Annotated in this window: 13 protein-coding genes and 1 pseudogene; 6 read left to right on the forward strand and 8 right to left on the reverse strand. The window is 60.3% G+C overall.

Annotated elements, in window-relative coordinates; all coding sequences use genetic code 11:
* Positions 1-1040 precede the first annotated feature (1040 nt).
* The gene (locus BXE_RS43560) at positions 1041-1736 is read right to left on the reverse strand and encodes a TetR/AcrR family transcriptional regulator (protein ID WP_011493803.1); all 696 of its coding nucleotides are present in this window, start codon (positions 1734-1736) and stop codon (positions 1041-1043) included.
* Between the two features lie 561 nt (positions 1737-2297).
* Between BXE_RS43560 and BXE_RS39765 the strand changes: the two genes are divergently transcribed.
* The 5 genes and pseudogenes from BXE_RS39765 to BXE_RS48380 all read left to right on the forward strand — a co-directional run.
* Positions 2298-3392 (forward strand): amidohydrolase family protein, encoded by a 1095-nt coding sequence (locus BXE_RS39765; protein ID WP_011493804.1) that lies wholly within the window; start codon positions 2298-2300, stop codon positions 3390-3392.
* Entirely contained in the window at positions 3389-4225 is an 837-nt protein-coding gene (locus tag BXE_RS39770) for a fumarylacetoacetate hydrolase family protein (RefSeq protein ID WP_011493805.1), read from the forward strand. Before BXE_RS39765 ends, BXE_RS39770 begins: the two co-directional genes overlap by 4 nt.
* 193 nt (positions 4226-4418) lie before the next feature.
* The gene (locus BXE_RS39775; protein WP_011493806.1) at positions 4419-5732 is read left to right on the forward strand and encodes an MFS transporter; all 1314 of its coding nucleotides are present in this window, start codon (positions 4419-4421) and stop codon (positions 5730-5732) included.
* Between the two features lie 96 nt (positions 5733-5828).
* Entirely contained in the window at positions 5829-7211 is a 1383-nt protein-coding gene (locus tag BXE_RS39780; protein WP_049782428.1) for a carbohydrate porin, read from the forward strand.
* An 801-nt stretch (positions 7212-8012) separates the two neighbouring features.
* Positions 8013-8315 (forward strand): annotated as a pseudogene (locus tag BXE_RS48380) (hypothetical protein); the annotation flags it as partial.
* A gap of 288 nt (positions 8316-8603) precedes the next feature.
* Here the strand turns inward: BXE_RS48380 and BXE_RS39785 are convergent.
* The 3 genes from BXE_RS39785 to BXE_RS39795 are packed head-to-tail and all read right to left on the reverse strand — an operon-like array spanning position 8604 to position 11797.
* Complete coding sequence (locus BXE_RS39785; protein WP_011493809.1) at positions 8604-9764, reverse strand: acyl-CoA dehydrogenase family protein; 1161 nt, start codon at positions 9762-9764, stop codon at positions 8604-8606.
* Between the two features lie 21 nt (positions 9765-9785).
* Complete coding sequence (locus BXE_RS39790; RefSeq protein WP_011493810.1) at positions 9786-10622, reverse strand: FAS1-like dehydratase domain-containing protein; 837 nt, start codon at positions 10620-10622, stop codon at positions 9786-9788.
* Positions 10619-11797 (reverse strand): CaiB/BaiF CoA transferase family protein, encoded by a 1179-nt coding sequence (locus tag BXE_RS39795; RefSeq protein WP_011493811.1) that lies wholly within the window; start codon positions 11795-11797, stop codon positions 10619-10621. The genes BXE_RS39790 and BXE_RS39795 overlap by 4 nt, the downstream gene beginning before the upstream one ends.
* A gap of 134 nt (positions 11798-11931) precedes the next feature.
* On the opposite strand from BXE_RS39795, the gene BXE_RS39800 reads away from it, so the two are divergent.
* Positions 11932-12918, forward strand: coding sequence for a LysR substrate-binding domain-containing protein (locus BXE_RS39800; protein WP_011493812.1), 987 nt, complete (start codon positions 11932-11934; stop codon positions 12916-12918).
* A gap of 83 nt (positions 12919-13001) precedes the next feature.
* Here the strand turns inward: BXE_RS39800 and BXE_RS39805 are convergent, their stop codons facing one another.
* Genes BXE_RS39805 through BXE_RS39820 form a run of 4 tightly spaced genes read right to left on the reverse strand, consistent with a single transcriptional unit; the run spans position 13002 to position 16481 of the window.
* The gene (locus BXE_RS39805; RefSeq protein ID WP_011493813.1) at positions 13002-13970 is read right to left on the reverse strand and encodes an isocitrate lyase/PEP mutase family protein; all 969 of its coding nucleotides are present in this window, start codon (positions 13968-13970) and stop codon (positions 13002-13004) included.
* Between the two features lie 48 nt (positions 13971-14018).
* Positions 14019-14903, reverse strand: a complete 885-nt coding sequence (locus BXE_RS39810) for an amidohydrolase family protein (protein ID WP_011493814.1) — start codon at positions 14901-14903, stop codon at positions 14019-14021.
* A gap of 39 nt (positions 14904-14942) precedes the next feature.
* Entirely contained in the window at positions 14943-15875 is a 933-nt protein-coding gene (locus tag BXE_RS39815; RefSeq protein ID WP_011493815.1) for an isocitrate lyase/PEP mutase family protein, read from the reverse strand.
* Positions 15876-15905: 30 nt separating this feature from the next.
* A complete protein-coding gene (locus tag BXE_RS39820) occupies positions 15906-16481 on the reverse strand; it encodes a hypothetical protein (protein WP_011493816.1) in 576 nt (191 codons plus the stop codon).
* Positions 16482-16710: the final 229 nt, after the last annotated feature.

Below are 16710 nucleotides of genomic sequence, written 5' to 3' on the forward strand. Positions count from 1 at the left end.
CCGCGTCCGGACGGGCTTGCCGCAGGGGGGTGGCACGGCGTGAGCGAGTCTTGCCGCCGGCGGGCTGGAACGAACAAAACCCTTGGAATAGAAGGCTTATAGGGCTGCTTCGAGATGCTTAACCAGGGATTCTCCTGACGCGCTTTCGCGCGCCTGGAACGCGCGGGGCCCGAAATGCCACGGAGGATTGGGCCGCCTGGGGGGATCAGCGAAGTAACAGATAGAACATAAAATCAATTCTTGTCTAATATAAATCCGGACGCTGGGTGCCGGGCATGCATCCCAGGTGCAGTCCTGGTGGGCCAGACGTCCGGCCGGCGAGGAGCGTCGGCGGCAAACCGCTGCGGCCTCACGGCAAGCCGCGGTTCATGAATTCGCTGTGTGCCGCTTACCGGCGTTCGGCTGCGACCGCGAGGCCATGAGCTGGGTAGCGAGCACCGGCGGCTACACCAGCGCATGGTGCGTGACGTGATGCTTCAGGCCGTCGAGAACCGCTTTCACGACGTGCTAATACGCTCGCGCCGCTAACTGTGGGCCGCGCCGACGCGTCCTCTCATGCAAATCGGGGCGCCGTCATTGCGTGACGTGGCACAGTATCCGCACATCCAGTTGACGGCGGACGGGTTAGAGCAGTCGACCCGGCGCTACTGGAAAAGGAAGCGGATTGCGTCAGATATCGCGTTTCGCACCAGTTCAATGGAAGCCTTACGGGCGCTGGTGCGCACGGTTCCGGCATGGCCATACTGTCAGACAGACGGATCGACGCGCGTGCCGCGCTTGACGCAATTCCGCAGATGGAAGCCAGCGTGGTCTGGCACGCGAAAGTACCCTTGCGCAATCCGGGCCGCCTCCTTGCAGTTCCTTATCCACGCCTGTGTAAGTTAAGGATGGAGTACGCATCTGACCGGCAGGACAGCGGACATAGCAGGAATGCATATCCGGCGGTCACCATCGGGATGCATCTCGACGAGGTCGCGCTAATGCATTCTTCAGATGCACTGGCACGGAGGCCGTGCTCACCCACGCTGCTGATTCCGCGGCTACTTTCTTTTCTCTCGTCGGGCGGGGCGCTGGGTCCGTTGTGCAAGTCCTTCGATGAACAGTTCAAGTCGAAAACGGATCACTGTCTGGACGCGCTCGACAGTGTAGTCGGCATCAATCATCGAAAGCCGCACGTCCACCATCAGCGCATGAAAGGCGCGCGCCACCTCGTGCGTGTCCTTCAGTCCGCCGTACGTCCCGTCCAGCCCACTTGCTTCGTACAACGCTTTCTGAACGAGAGGAATCAGTCGCGTGTCGGTGGCTGCGGCATAAGGCTGAATCAATTCTGGCCGCGTCAGGCGCGCCCACATCACCAGCCGCAGGAATATGTCCACCCAGCTACCGGTCGCCCATTGTGTATAGAACGTCACCAGCCGCTCGCGCGGATCCCGGGTCCTGTCGTCCAGCATCGATTTCCATTCCACTAGCAATTTGTCGACCGGGAAAACATGTTCGTACACACGGCGGATCAGTTCGTCCTTGGTATGAAAATAGCGATAAAGAAGCGGCTGCGTCACGCCTAGCCTTGAGGCCAGTTCCGGCGTACTGGCCTCGAATCCGTGTTCGGCAAAAAGCTTCGTTGCTTCTTCCAGAATAAGTCTCTCGCGTTCGTCGGGCCTCAGGCGTATTGCGCCCGGCGCTGTCTTTTGAGCTTGCTTGCCCTGTTCCGGTGCCGCAGTTTTCGTTCGCGTCATGAATGCCGTTGTCGATGCTCGTATGGTGTACGGTGTGCCTGGTTGAAACTGGCTGGCCGGACCTGTCGTTGATCAGGCTATAACATACACGAGAACGCCACCTGAGCGCGGTTTACAACATCGGGCGTCACGGGGCTGTATCGGACTCACGAGCTTGCCCATCCTATACGACGCATCACGAAGCGCCACCGCAGGAGTCGACCAGCGACAAGTGACGTTCTGGCGTCGACCAGATGCCGGGAGCTGGGCGCGGTACACGCGCCATCCAGTCCGCTGACGTTCGCGCCGTCGACCGGATACGAACGTTCCCCTATAAGACCTCTCTCTACCCTGGGTATTCGCCGGACCGCGATGCTCTCTTCGCGTTCGACTTCTTTTTCAGCCTGTTACGGATGTCATCAAGCCGACTGCCAGACGGGCTGCGTGAGGGTATTCCATGATTCCTGTTCCCTTGAAAACAGCAAAGGTTCGTCATAAGCTGTTGTTAACTTATAGACCTATAAATAAGTTCCGATCGAATCCGAACCTTATCGTCAATTTCACTGTAAAGGAACGTTGCGAATGCTGATCGACCTGCATGCCCATGCACCCCATCCCGGTTACTACAACCAGCACCCGCACTGGGGACCATTCTTCGAAGAAGATGATCGTGGTCATATCCGGATGCGCGTAGGACACTGGGTACTTACGTTAGGCCAGCCGGAGCGAAAGGCCGCAGAGGCGGCCGGCACTGCGCCGCGCCTGGATGAATGGATGTCCGCCTGGGCGGATCCCTCAACGCGCATCAAGGCTATGAACGCTGCTGGCCAGGACGCCCAGGTGGTTTCGCTGCCCTCGCACGCGTACATGTACTGGACGGATCCGGAGTTCAGTGTGCGCTTTGCGCGCAAGGTGAACGACACCTTGGCGGAGTACTGTTCTGCGTACCCTGACCGGCTTTTCTTCTGGGCGCATGCACCGCTGAATGCGCCTGTAGAGGCGGCCCGTGAGATCCGGCGCGCCGTCACTACGCTGGGCGCAAAAGGGTTGGTCGCAGGCGGCGCCAATTTTGGTGGCCTTGAGTTTTACGACGAGGCCATGCACCCGGTCTTCGAGACGCTCTGCGAGCTTGATGTGCCGATGTTCGTGCATGGCTACAACCAGTCTGTTACGTGGGGCGAAAAAGCTAACGAGGATCGTTTCGAGACAACGGCGATTGTGGGAATGAACTACGACGAGGCGCGATGCTTCTGGTATCTCGTCTGTGGCGGCGTGCTCGACCGGTTTCCGGATCTCAAGGTCTATCTGACTCATGCGGGAGGCTTTGTGCCGTATCAGATCGGCCGTCTTGCGATGACCAATCCGAATCTGGAAGATGCCCTGAACAAGCGGCCTGTGGAGGAATATCTGAAAAACTTCTGGTTCGATCCCGAGTTGCACGAGTTGTCGATGCGTCAGTCCCTGGTCGATATTGTGGGTGCCAATCACCTTGTTTACGGAACGAATTTCGGCGGCAGCGATGCTATCCGGTCGGACATGACGGAAGGTCTTCGGCTCTCGCAGGAAGATCTTGATCGGATCCGTTACAGGAACGCCTGCGACCTCCTGCATCTTGCACCGGCCAGCATTGGTCGCTGTCCGGGACAGAACGAAACCACGGCTGGAATCAGGTCATGAAGCTGCTTCGCTGCGAAAACGGAGACGTCAGTTTCTGGGGCGTGCTGGAGAATAGCGGTTCGACAGTACGCCCGATCTCCGGTCGTTTCGCCGAATGGGCACCGGCTCTGACCCGTTCGCTCGACATGGAGACGCTGGTCTTTTCCGGGGAAGCGGTGCCTCTCGAACGGATTCGGCTGCTTCCGCCCATCGAAAGGACCAGCAAGGTGGTGGTCGCCGGAGCGAACTACATGAAGCATCTCACCGATTTCGGACTGGAACGGCCGAAGCAGCCGTTTGCCTTCCTCAAGTCCTACGGCGCGTTGATCGGAGCGAATGATCCTATTCAATATCCGCCGCTCACGCATGAGCTGGATCACGAGGTGGAACTCGTGGCCGTGGTCGGTGCAGACCGGGTTGATCCGCAGTGCCCGATGGCCGCAGTACTTGGGTTTACTGTCGGCAATGATGTCAGCGCACGTGATCTGCAACGAAGCGGGCCCGCAGGGATTGGCATGGATCTCTTTTCGGCAAAAAGCCTGGACCAAACCACAGGCGTGGGTCCGTGGATCGTTACACGCGACGAATTTCCCACAGAACTTCCGGATCTGCGTCTGACGTTAAGGGTTAACGGCGAAATCCGCCAGGACAGCTTTACATCGCGCATGATCTGGAGCGTGCCGGAGTTGCTTCATTTCATCAATGCGCGTTGCCGTTTTGAATGCGGCGACATCCTGTTCACCGGTACACCTGAACGGACCGGAGAAGGGCACATCTCGTACCTCAATCCGGGCGATGTCGTGGAAGCTGAAATCGAAGGAATCGGAAAGATCCGCAATGTCGTGAACGGCTAAACCTTCCCGCTTGCGCCTCGTGAGCCCTGTCGAGGCGACGCGACACAGCAGGGGTCTACCTCATGGCAACCGCATCCCATCCTGTGGCCGGTTGTCCCGGCAGTAACTGTTCCAATGACCCGTACTGGGAATCCCGGCGCAGGACTTTACAGACGACGGCCGGCCAAACGTTGTCACAACAAGGAGACATATAGTGCGTACCGTAGCCCAACAGACGGTCCGGCTCGTCACCCGGCGACTCGGCGTTTTCATGCTTGTCGTGTACCTGTTGAGTTCGATGGATCGCGTCAATGTGAGTTTTGCTGCGTTGACAATGAACGACGATCTGCATTTTGACCCCGGAATATATGGCTTTGGTGTCGGCCTGTTCTTTGTCAGTTATATGCTGTTCCAGTTGCCTGGTGCTGCACTGATCAGGCGCTTTGGTGCCGCCAGGCCGCTGGCGATCATGATGGTGGCGTGGGGTTTTTGTGCGTCACTTATGAGCTGCATCAACGGACGCTTCGATTTCTACGTGTTGCGCTTTCTGTTGGGGCTTGCGGAAGCGGGTGTCGTTCCTGCTGCCACGTTTTATCTGGCCAACTGGGTGCCGCGCCAAAACCTTGGACGAATCATGACCTGGGCGGCGCTTTCCCTTCCCATGGCGGTTATCATCGGTGCGCCTTTATCTGGCTGGTTGTTAACGCAGCACTCGATCGTCCACAGTCTGCCCGGCTGGCGATGGATGTTCTTCGTTGAAGGTCTTCCAACAGTCATCCTTGGGGTCGTTGCATATTTCCGTCTGACTGAATCACCGGCCGAAGTACGCTGGCTGACGCACGAACAACGTGAGTGGCTGATGCGTGAACTGGAAAAGGATCGCCCGAAGCAATCCCTTTCCACATACTCTTCCGGCCAGACCGCCGGACTATGGACGGTCCTGTCCGACAGGAACATCCTGACCATCGCGTTAGCGTACTTCTGTATCGCGATGGGTACCTATGGATTGCTCTACTGGTTGCCACAGGTTATCAAGGCCGCATCAACCGGATTGAGTCCGATGGCGGTTACCTTGGTGAGTACGATGCCATGGATTGCCGCCGCAGCGGGCATGCTGCTGAATGGCTGGCATTCTGACCGGAACCAGGAAAGATGTCGCCATGTAGCGACGGGCGCGCTTATCGGCGCGCTCGGCCTGATATTGAGCTGCGCCTTCAGCAGTCCATGGCTTGCATTGCTTGGGCTGGTCGCCACGGGCTTCGGCCAGGGCGCGGCTCAGGGCCTGTATATGGCGATTCCGATTGATCTTCTCCGCGGCAATCCAGCCGCACCGACAGCTTTCGCGCTGATCAACATGATCGGCAACTGTGCCGGCCTGGTCGGCGCGAACCTTATCGGCTGGCTGCGTAATGCCACGGGGTCCTTCAGCATGCCAATCGAGGTTCTGGCGGCGGTGCTGGTGGTGGGCGCACTTCTGCTGGTATCGCTTCCCCGGCTGACACCCGGCCGTCAGCTTGCGCACCAGTAATCGAAAAAGTGGCGAATTCCACATAAACACTAAAACTCAGTAATGCCAATGTACTGATGCGAGTCAGTACCAAATCATATTGAGCGGGAGACAAATATGCGAGACGACACAATGTGTCGGCGTCACGACTTTTTTTTATGTATCCGGTCGCTGTTCGGTGCTGTGGCTATCGGCATGTCATGTATCGCCATGACCGGTGCCGCGGCGGAAGAGGTAGCACCATCACCGGTGGTGCAACCCGCACCCGCCGCAGAAACGACAGACTGCGCGCGACTGGACGCGCTGAACACGCGCAGCCGGAGTGCAGAGGTTCAAATGCCGGTGTGTCAGACCATGCTGTCAGACATCGGTGGATGGCGCACCTGGCTTGCGGATCGTGGTATCGGTTTTCAGGCATCTGCTCTCGCAGGTGTCAACTACGACGTGCTAGGTCATGCGCGAACCCCGCAACTTTACGGCGGACAGAGTCCAACTTATAACACCTCGTCATACGCGCTGTTCACCTACGATCTTACCCGGCTCGGAATGCCTGGCGATGCACAGCTCACAGTCAAGGCAGACTGGTACACAAACAGCTACTTCCCCTCCATACGTTATTCCGGCTTTACGGCCGTGGCGATAAATCAAAGATTTCTGAATGGCGATGTCGAATTACAATACGGCTACTTCGACCTGTCGCATAGTTTTTATGGGACTGTCCTTGGTGGCAATCCCGCGGTTGCTTCTTTTGGGCCGCAAAGCAATGTTCTCTATTCTGCAGGTATAAGCTCGGAGTCACCGACGCCAGCGGCCCAGATCATTCTCCGGGATCCAGCAACCCAACACTTCTATAACAATTTCATTGTTTCCCGAAGCACTAGCCCCGACGGACAACTGGTGGAAAATCGGGCGAATCCCGTTGGCCTGCGGTTTTCGATTCCCGGCGACGGAGCGCTTTTCGTCGACGAAGTCGGGTACAAGAGGGATGCATCTGTCAGTTCGCGGAGCCTTTGGGTACGCGGGGGTGCCGTGATCAACACGAGCGACTACCCGGCGCTTGACAAGACCAGATCACAAACGTCTTCACTTCACAACAGGGCCTTTTATGGAGCCGCGACCGCGCAACTTACGTCACCATACAGCGACGCGCGCGGCCTGTATGTTGATGCGAAAGTCGATTATTCTCCGAGCGACGTCGCACTGTTCGCGCATGACTATAGTCTGACCGCCTTCATTCTTGGACCATTCAGCACACGCCGGAAAGATATGGTTTCACTATCGTGGTCCCAAAGCTTTTTCAGTCCGGAGGAACGCAGAACGCTGCAGGCCCGTGGCGCGGATTCCGCGCATTCCACCAGTTCACTGGAGATTTCCTACGCATTGAATCTTGCCCGCGGCGTCTATCTGATAAGTTCCCTGACCAGGACCTGGAATCCGGTATTTGCCCCGCTTCAGCCACCGGCCCTGTTTGTCAATGAATCGGTGTCAGTGACGTTCTAACAATCCGCCACCTCGCTATGTTACGTCTACGGGTTGTCAGCAGTCGGAGTTACAGGTCCGTCGGTCATCAAAGTCAACTCGCTCGTACCGGGGCGTAGTGGCGGACCGACCGAAACGGCACTTGTCGAGGCATGGTATCCGTTTGATTGCCGATAACACCAGTCAAGACAGGGATGTCTGCTTCCGATCTCAAGGTCGTGGCCGAAACGCAAAACCAATCATCCGCTACGCGGTAAGATCCGAGCTAACACTCGCTTTTCACTGGGTCGCATCGTGACAAAAAAACATGCACGCTTAGGCACGCTATCGCCCTGAAGCAGGGTGCTCCCTGGAAACGGTGTCGTGACCTGTTGCCGATCGTATATCGACACCTTGCAAGGACTTGACGGTACTCAAACAATTCGAACCTCCGGTTTGTCATGGGCGCTCCGTTCAGAAAGAACGGAGCGTACCCATCTGGAAGGTTCGAATCGCGTTTAACACCCGGCTAGTCTTGGTCTGGTTTGCATTCCTTATGAGTACGGTTTGCCGTCTTGCATGGGGAACGATGGCTGCGTCTGTCGGATCGTCGCTAGGTCTCCAGGTGGAATGCTGGGAATTTTTGTGACTTCGTTCTACGCAGGATACGTTATTTCAAATATCTTCAGCGAAGTCGCGTCGGACGTATTCGGCGCAGGCTCACCTTGGCGCTCTCGCTTCCAGGTCTCGGGATTTTGAGTATCAGATTCAGCCTGACTCCGAACGCGTGGGTTGGGTTACCCCTGCAGGCGCTGATGGGCATGGCAGCGGGCTGCCGATTATTCCGCAGCCGTCAAGTTGATTCGCACGTGGTTTTCGGCGCACGAGCGCGGAAAAGCGATTGGCCTGTTCATGACGTCGAGTTCGTTTGCGGTCGTCGTGACGGATATGAGTGTACCGGTGATGACGCAATATCTAGGCTGGCAGAATTCATACCGGGTTCTTGGGGCAACCACAATCGTTCGAGCACTACACAGTAGGGTTCTTGGCATGGGCGAATGCTTTAATGATCAAAGGTCATCACGTATCCACAGTGGACGCGGGAATCGTCAGTGCGATTTCCGGAGCCGGAGCAGTTGTCTGTAAGCCGATAATTGGTGTTATATATGACCGTTTTTTCCGGCTAAGAAAAAATATAACAATTGGCGCGCTCATCTTTTTCGTGGCTACACTGTATTTTTCGGGCATTTGACGCAGCTCAGGGATAGGAAAAGCGGCTCTCGCCGCGCAACGAGGAAAGCGGCGACCACTGGCATGTGGAAATGCTTCGGCTGACGGCGGCTTCGGGCCTGGCGTTGTCGAGCGCAGCCGGTTCAGCGCGAGCGTCCGCTAATTGCCCAGCAAGATGCCCAGCAAGACCGGGCAAAGACTCCTTCAAAACGAACGCGGAAACTCCAATATGTGCTCTGCCACATAGGACAGAATCAGATTGGTCGAAATGGGCGCGACCTGGTACAACCGCGTTTCCCGGAACTTGCGTTCCACGTCGTATTCGGCAGCGAAACCGAAACCGCCGTGAAACTGCAGGCACGCATTGGCGGCCTCCCATGAGGCGTCCGCGGCCAGCAGTTTGGCCATGTTGGCCTGGGCGCCGCAGGGCTGTCGCGCGTCGAAACGCTCGCAAGCCTTGTAGCGCATCAGGCTGGCGGCTTCTATATTGACGAAGGCGCGGGCGATCGGAAACTGGACGCCCTGGTTTTGCCCGATGGGGCGGCCGAACACGACGCGTTGCTTCGTGTATTCGGTGACCTTGTCGACGAACCAGTAGCCGTCGCCGATGCATTCCGCCGCGATCAAGGCGCGCTCGGCGTTCAGGCCGTCGAGGATGTATCTGAACCCCTTGCCTTCCTCGCCGATCAGGTTTTCGGCGGGAATTTCGAGGTTATCGAAAAACAGTTCATTGGTCTCATGATTCACCATGTTGCGGATCGGTTGCACCGTCATGCCGTGGCCGATCGCTTCGTGCAGATCGACGAGAAAAATCGACATGCCCTCGCTCTTCCTGCCGACCTCGGCGAGCGGCGTGGTGCGCGCCAGAAGAATCATCAAGTCCGAATGCTGCACGCGCGAAATCCAGACTTTCTGCCCATTGATGACGTAGCGATCCCCGTTGCGCTGCGCGGTAGTCTTGATGCTGGTGGTGTCGGTGCCGGTTGTGGGTTCAGTCACGCCCATCGATTGCAGTCGCAGATCGCCCGAGGCGATGCGGGGCAGGTAGCGGTTTTTCTGCTCGTCGGAACCGTGCCGCAGCAAGGTCCCCATGTTGTACATCTGCCCATGGCAGGCGCCGGAGTTGCCGCCGCAACGGTTGATTTCCTCCATGACGACCGAAGCCTCGGTCAGGCCGAGGCCCGAGCCGCCGTATTCCTGCGGAATCAGCGCGGCGAGCCAGCCGGCTCGGGTCAGGGCGTCGACGAACTGCTCGGGATAGCCGCGCTCCTCGTCGATGCGCCGGAAATAGTCGGCGGGAAACTGGCTGCACAGGTCGCGAATGGCGTCGCGTATGTCCTGGTACGAATCGTTTTCGATATGCATGAAAAACCCTTGACGATGAATTTACGCGCGGCTTGCACCGGCGAGTGTGGCCTGCGCGCTCATGGTCAGCGCACCTTCATGGTCGCTGACCCACAATTCCACGGTCGAGCCGTCGGCGGCGGGGCGGCCGCATACGGAAAACGGCTGCCCCAGAAAAAGCGGGCGAACCGCCCTGAACAAGAACGTCTCAAAGGCGCGGCCCGGTAGATGGCGTTGCACGAGGTCGGCGAGCAGCGCCGCCTGCAGCGGGCCGTGCACGACCAGATCCGGATAACCTTCGACCTGCGTGACATACGTCCTGTCGTAGTGGATCCGGTGCGCGTTGAAGGTCAGCGCCGAATAGCGGAATAGCAGCGTCTCGTCCGGCTCGATCAGTCGCCGCCAGGTTGCGTCCGTCCTGGCAGGAATAGGCGCAGGCGCGGAGCTGCCGGGCTGAGGGGGCTCGCGATAGACGATGTGTTGTTCCTCGTCGATCAGCAAGCCTTTCGCGCCGGCGATCTCGTGCCTGACCGTGACGAACCCGAGGCGGCCGCTACGTCCGGCTTTTTCCGTAAAAGACGTCACAGCCGAGCGGCGCATGATGGCCTCGCCGATTGCTATCGGCGCGATGAAGCGCAGCCGTCCGCCGGCCCACATCCGGCGCGGCAGCCCCAGATCGGGGAGAAACGATCCTTTGAGGGGATGGCCGTCGGCGCCCAGCGCCGATTGCCGTGCACGGGGCCAGAAATACAGCCAGTGCCATAGCGGCGGCAACGCGTCGCCGGTGCGCAGCGAAACGGGATGATCGAGCGTGGCTTCCAGCGCGCTCGCGGGGGCGAGCGTGACGACGTCTTCGATGGAGATCGTCTCGTCGTTCATATCGTTCTCCGCCGCTGCAGGGCTTCGATTTGGGCGTCGCCATAACCCAGCTCCCGCAGAATGGCCTGCGTGTGCTCGCCCAGCCCGGGCACGGGGTCCATGCGCGGCTGGCTCGCGGCGGTCATGCCCGCCGGCAGCAGAGCAGGAATCGGCCCGACCGGCGTCGACACTTGGGTCCAGCGTTCGCGCGCGCCCAGCTGGGGGTGATTCCATAGCTCGCTTACGTCGCGCATGTGTGCGTTCGCGATGCCGGCCGCATCGAGCCGCTCTACGATCTGTTCGACCTTCAGTACCGAAAACGATTCGAGAATGATCTGTTCAAGCAGCCTGCGGTTTTCATGGCGCCGGCTGTTGCTGCTGAATCGCGGGTCCTGAAAGAGCTCCGGGCGCTGGATTACCATCCGGCAAAACACCTCCCATTCGCGCTCGTTCTGCAGCCCCAGCATCAGCGATTTGCCGTCGCCGGCGGCGAACGGGCCATAGGGATAAATGGTGGCGTGCGACGCACCGTGCCGCTGCGGTGCGGCCTGGCCGCCATAGGTGTAATAGAGCGGATGGCTCATCCACTCGACCATGCTTTCGAACATCGAGATATCGATGTGTGTGCCTTTACCCGTGCGGGCGCGTTGCAGCAGGGCCGCAAGGATACTGGAGTAGGCATGCATGCCGGCCGAGATGTCGGCGATCGAGCAGCCGGCTTTGGCCGGCTCGTGGGCCGTGCCGGTGGCGTTGAGAAAACCCGATTCGCTCTGGATCAGCAGATCGTAGGCTTTCTTGTTGCGATAGGGGCCGTCGAGCCCGTAGCCTGAGATGTCGCAGACTACAAGGCGTTCATAGCGCTGGCTGAGCGACGCGTAATCGAGGCCCAGGCGCCGGCTGGCTCCGGGCGCGAGGTTCTGCACGAACACGTCGGCTCCCGCGAGCAGCGCATGGACAATCTGCATGGCCTCGGCCTGTTTGAGATCGAGCGTCAGACTCTCTTTCGAACGATTGACCCAAACGAAGTGGGACGACAGGCCGTGGACACGCTCGTCGTACTGGCGCGCGAAGTCGCCAGTGCCTGGCCTTTCGATCTTGATGACGCGCGCGCCGAGATCGGCAAGCTGCCGCGTGCAGAAGGGCGCCGCAATGGCATGCTCGAATGTGACAACTTTGATTCCGTCTAATGGACGCATGCAAAAACTCCGGATTGAGCGGTAACAGCCTAGGTCTCTAATCTAAAAGAACTCACCGCTTGGCGGAAATATGGATTGACTGCGGTGGCCATAGGAATATCTTCTGCCCCGTATTGGCACATACTCTACAAATCATGGATACCCGACAACTGAAATACTTCGTCGCCATCGTCGAATGCGGCAGCATGGGGAAGGCGGCGGAAAAGCTCTATGTGGCGCAGCCCTCGTTGAGCCAGCAGATGGGCCGGCTCGAAAGCGAGTTCGGCACGAGCCTGTTGCTGCGCAGTCAGCGCGGCGTGACGCCCACCGCCGCCGGCCAGGCGCTGTACGCACGCAGCCGCGCGATCCTCCGGCAGATGGAGCAACTGAAGCAGCACGTCAAGGAAGGCGCTAGCGCCGAATCGGGCACCGTCGCGGTCGGCTTGCCGACCACCATGGTGTCGGTGCTCGCCATGCCGCTCATCGAACGCGTGCAGCAGCGTTATCCGGGAATTCATCTGCAATTGATCGAAAGCATGAGCGGCGCGATTACCGAATTGCTGGCGAGCGCCCGGCTCGATCTGGCGATCCTGTTCCGCGCTTCCGACACCCTGGGCGTGACGGCATGGCCGCTGCTGGAGGAGCAGCTCTTCGTGATGGGCGAGCCCGGTGACGGCGTGGCCGCGGAGGCGCAGAGCTGTGCGTTGAGCGCACTCAACGGCGTCAGGATGGTGGCGCCGGGCGCCACAAACGGTTTGCGCCTGCTGCTCGAACGCGTTTTCGCGCGAGAAAATCTCGAACTGAACATCGTCGCCGATATCGACTCCCTGCCCACCCTGCTTTCGATCGCCGAATCGGGCCACGCCTGCACGATCCTGCCGGTTTCCGCACTGGCCCAGCGTGAGGCCGCCCGCTGTCCGAAGATCCGCGCCATCGTCGCGCCGGAGCTTCGCCGCCCCGCCAGTGTGTGCTGGTCCAGCACCACGATGATGAGTTCCGCCACGGTCGCCGTGTGCCGGATGATCGTCGAACTGGTGGAAGATCTCACGGCAAGCGGTGTCTGGAAGGGGATTTCGCTGCCCGACGAGCAGTCGCGCCGCACGCTCGCGGAGGCGCTGCGCGCACCCGAGCGCCACGCCTGAGCCCGGCGCGCCCGCGCGCGGCTTCGCACTGCGCCGGCAGCCCCGCACCGGCCGCGAAGGCGCGAGCGCGCCGGGCTCGCCGCCTAGCTGGACTTTGCCTGCGATTTTTCGTGCACCACGTAGCCCGATTTTTCGGCGCCGTACTTCCGCTCCATTTCCTCCGGCAGCAGGAATTCGCTTTCCAGCTGGTCGATGAATGGATAGCCCATCAGATCGGTGATGTCGTCGATGCTCGCGAGCAGGTCGGGACGATCGTGCGCGATGCCTTTTTCCATGCCGTCGCGAAACAGTTCGAGCGCCTGCTTCATCGCCATGATCGAGGCCGCCGGCAGCATGCGCGCAAGCGTGACCCGGGCGACGCCCAACTCCTTGAGCCGGCGCACCGGAATCAGCGGGGTAGTCGGCCGCGAACGGATGCCGAAGCCCATGTTGATGCTGACCGGCAGCTTGACCGCGTCGACGAAGCGCTTGATCTGCTCTTCCGAAGCAATCGCATCGGGATAGATCATGTCCGCGCCCGCCGCCGCATAAAGCCTGGCCCGCTCGATGGCGGCGTCGATGCCCTCAACGGCGATGGCATCGGTTCGCGCATTGATGATAAAGCCGGCATCCGATTTGGCCTTGACCGCCGCCTCGATCTTCTTCGCCATTTCGCGCGCATCGATGACTTCCTTGCCGCGCATATGCCCGCAACGTTTCGGGCTCACCTGGTCCTCGAGGTTGACGCCCACCACGCCGGCCTCCTCGAACAACTGCACGGTGTGATAGACGGAGACGGGATTGCCGTAGCCGGTATCCGCGTCGGCCATCATCGGAATGGAGACCGAACGCGCGAGCCATTTGCAGGCCTCGACGTTTTCGGTCAGCGTGAAGATGCCGATGTCCGGCTCGCTCAGGCGCGAATTGGCGAGGCCCGCGCCGGTGGTCGAGGCTGCCTCGAAGCCCATGCGTTCGATCACTCTCGCGCTATAGCCGTCGTACACGCCGGGTGACACGATGACGTCGCCTGCTGCGAGTAGCGCACGCATCTTCTGGATCTTTGGATTGTTCATGACTTGCGTTGCCTCCGTAGGAGAATTCGGTGTTCGCGAGCGCGCGGCTCAGAAGCGATATAGCCGGGCCGGATTGCCGCTCAGGATCTGATTGCGCAGGTGCGCGTCGGGTGCCCATTCGGACAGCAGCCCAAGCAGGACCCCCATGTTCGGCATCGTGCCTTTGAACGAAGCATGCGGCCAGTCGCTGCCCCAGACCAGCCGGTCGGGCCGTGTCGCGATCATCGCGCGCGCGTAAGGCGCAACAGCGGCGTAGGGCGGGACAGGGTCGCCGAGCCGGAACGGCGCCGACAGCTTGACCCAGCAGCGCCCGGTTTCCAGCATGGCCAGCAAGCCGCGGAAGGCCGGCTGGTCGATGCCGTCCTCCACCGTCAGGCGCCCAAAGTGATCGATCACGACGTCCACCGGAAGCTGGGTGAGCCGCGCGCCGAGCAGCGCGAGTTCGCGTCCGTTCAGATGAAGCTGCAAATGCCAGCCGAGCGGCGCCACGCGGCGGGCCATCGCGTCGATTTCCTCGATCGAGGCGCCCGCATGCAGCCGCACGCCGCGGAATCCCGCCACGTCGAGGCGCGTCAGTTCTGCGTCGGAGACATCGGCCTTAAGCTTCGCGATGCCGCGCCACTGGCCGGCCATTTCCTGCAGCACGTCCAGCGTCGCCTGATTGTCGTGATAGATGGTGGGCTGAACGATGACGGCGCGCCGGATGCCGAGCATATCGAGCGCTTGACGGTACTGCGCGAGTCCGACCGGCGCCGGCGTGTAGCGGCGATTCTCCCGATACGGATAGCGCTCCGGCGGCCCGTAGATATGGGCGTGACAGTCGCACGCCAGTTCCGGCAGCTCGAAGCCGGGCGCGACGGGCGAGGCGTCCGGCGACTGGCAAAGCGGCGGCTCGGGAGCCGTGCCCGGCGCGATGGATTCGGATCGGGTCATGTCGGCCATCCCTCGGGCGACGGCCGCGGCCGTCGTGGGTCATTTCTTTTCATGAGCGGCGTCTCCATATTTCTGCAGGTATTGTTCGCTCGTCAGATAACGCTGCTCGATCTGCTCAAGTTCCTCGATCCCGACCAGTTCGTTCAGTTCTTCGAAGGAAACTAGCAGCTCGGGCCGCTCCACCACCGCGCCGGTGTCCAGCGATTCCTGCAGGGCCGCGATGGCGTTCTTCATGCCCTGGATGGCCGCCGCCGTCAGCATGCGTGGATACACGACTACCGCGACGCCGAGATCCTGCAGTTCCTTCGCGGAGATGAGCGGAGTCGTCGAGCGCTGGCGGATGCCGAATCCCATGTTGACGCACAGCGGTTTCGAGACGTTCTTCACCACGGTGGCGATATGTTCGCGTGACAGCAGCGCGTCGGCGAACAGCAGATCCGCACCCGCTTCGGCATAGAGATTCAGGCGGCGGATCGCTTCGTCGAGGCCGTGCGTGGCGAGCGCATCGGTGCGCGACATGATGAGCGTTTCGGGGTCGAGCCGTGCCTCGGCTGCCGCACGGATCTTGCCGGCGCCTTCCGCGGCGGAGATGACCTGCTTGCCCTTCATGTGCCCACAGCGCTTCGGCCAGACCTGATCCTCGATCATCACGCCCGCGAGGCCGGCGTTCTCGAAGGCGCGCACGGTGAAGTGCACGTTGACGGCGTTGCCGTAACCGGTGTCGGCATCGGCGATGACCGGTACGTCGCAGCACGCGGCCAGCGCGCGCGAGACGCGTAGATTTTCCTCGAGTCCCATGATGCCCTGATCGGCCCAGCCGAGGCTCGCCTCGCTGATGCCCGCGCCGGTGATGAAGCCGGCCGCGAAGCCCGACGCCTTGAGCAGGCGCGTGCTGTATCCGTCGAAGATGCCCGGCAGCACCAGGATTTCGGGGGCGGCGATCAGCCTGCGTAGTTCACTTTTTTTGCTCATGTCTCGTTCTCCTCGTCTCCAAAGGGCGGCTTACTTCGTGATGTACAGATCCTTGCGCCAGCGGTCCTTGAAAATGCCGATTACGTCGATCTGGTCGACGTAATAAAGAATCTTTCCTTCGATGGTGGAAGGGAACTTCGGCGATTGCGGCGAGTGCGTCAGCAGGACGTGCACGACCTCATCCGGAACGCCGTGGCGCAAGGCCAGATGGGCGGCCCAGAAAGCGTGCGGATAGTGCTTGCTCAGCGCCGTGGCCGCCACCTTGCCTTCGGCGCCCGGCTCCATTTCGACCACCTTGCTGGCGTCTTGCAGGACCGCGGCGGCGATCAGATAGTCGCGATTGACCTTGAGGCCGTGATGGCGCTCGAACAGGTCCGCGACGGACATCGCCATGTCGAGCACACACTGGTTATGCGGCAGGGTCGGATAGGGAATCTCGGGTGAGGTCGGCACTTCCTCCAGCCGCTTCCATGCACTCATTTCCCACAGCTCTTGCCAGACCACCACGACAGCCTTGCGCAAGGCTTCGTCCTGGATATCCGCGACCTGCGGAAAGAGCGCCACCACGTCGATGGGCTGTTTGGTTTGCTGCGTACTGCTCGCCATGCTTTGCTCCTCGTTCTGAATGGAAAATGAACGGGCTCGACCGGCATGTCCTCACGCCGGGATCGGGCTTATGTCGATGCGAGATGGGGCTCGGATGGGCCGGAATGGGATTGCACGCGCCGGAACAGCGCTTCCTGTGGGGAGTCTCCTTGTGGCCTGAAGTGCGCCGACGACGAGTCAGAGTATAGGGGGCGCTTTTCTGATGCGGAAATAGCGATTGCCGGAGACG

Source organism: Paraburkholderia xenovorans LB400 (assembly GCF_000013645.1).
GTDB classification, from domain to species: domain Bacteria; phylum Pseudomonadota; class Gammaproteobacteria; order Burkholderiales; family Burkholderiaceae; genus Paraburkholderia; species Paraburkholderia xenovorans.

Coding starts and splice junctions, on each gene's coding strand:
- BXE_RS43560 (WP_011493803.1), bottom strand. CDS start 1,736: ATGACGCGAACGAAAACTGCGGCACCGGAACAGGGCAAGCAAGCTCAA.
- BXE_RS39765 (WP_011493804.1), top strand. CDS start 2,298: ATGCTGATCGACCTGCATGCCCATGCACCCCATCCCGGTTACTACAAC.
- BXE_RS39770 (WP_011493805.1), top strand. CDS start 3,389: ATGAAGCTGCTTCGCTGCGAAAACGGAGACGTCAGTTTCTGGGGCGTG.
- BXE_RS39780 (WP_049782428.1), top strand. CDS start 5,829: ATGCGAGACGACACAATGTGTCGGCGTCACGACTTTTTTTTATGTATC.
- BXE_RS39785 (WP_011493809.1), bottom strand. CDS start 9,764: ATGCATATCGAAAACGATTCGTACCAGGACATACGCGACGCCATTCGC.
- BXE_RS39790 (WP_011493810.1), bottom strand. CDS start 10,622: ATGAACGACGAGACGATCTCCATCGAAGACGTCGTCACGCTCGCCCCC.
- BXE_RS39795 (WP_011493811.1), bottom strand. CDS start 11,797: ATGCGTCCATTAGACGGAATCAAAGTTGTCACATTCGAGCATGCCATT.
- BXE_RS39800 (WP_011493812.1), top strand. CDS start 11,932: ATGGATACCCGACAACTGAAATACTTCGTCGCCATCGTCGAATGCGGC.
- BXE_RS39805 (WP_011493813.1), bottom strand. CDS start 13,970: ATGAACAATCCAAAGATCCAGAAGATGCGTGCGCTACTCGCAGCAGGC.
- BXE_RS39810 (WP_011493814.1), bottom strand. CDS start 14,903: ATGACCCGATCCGAATCCATCGCGCCGGGCACGGCTCCCGAGCCGCCG.
- BXE_RS39815 (WP_011493815.1), bottom strand. CDS start 15,875: ATGAGCAAAAAAAGTGAACTACGCAGGCTGATCGCCGCCCCCGAAATC.
- BXE_RS39820 (WP_011493816.1), bottom strand. CDS start 16,481: ATGGCGAGCAGTACGCAGCAAACCAAACAGCCCATCGACGTGGTGGCG.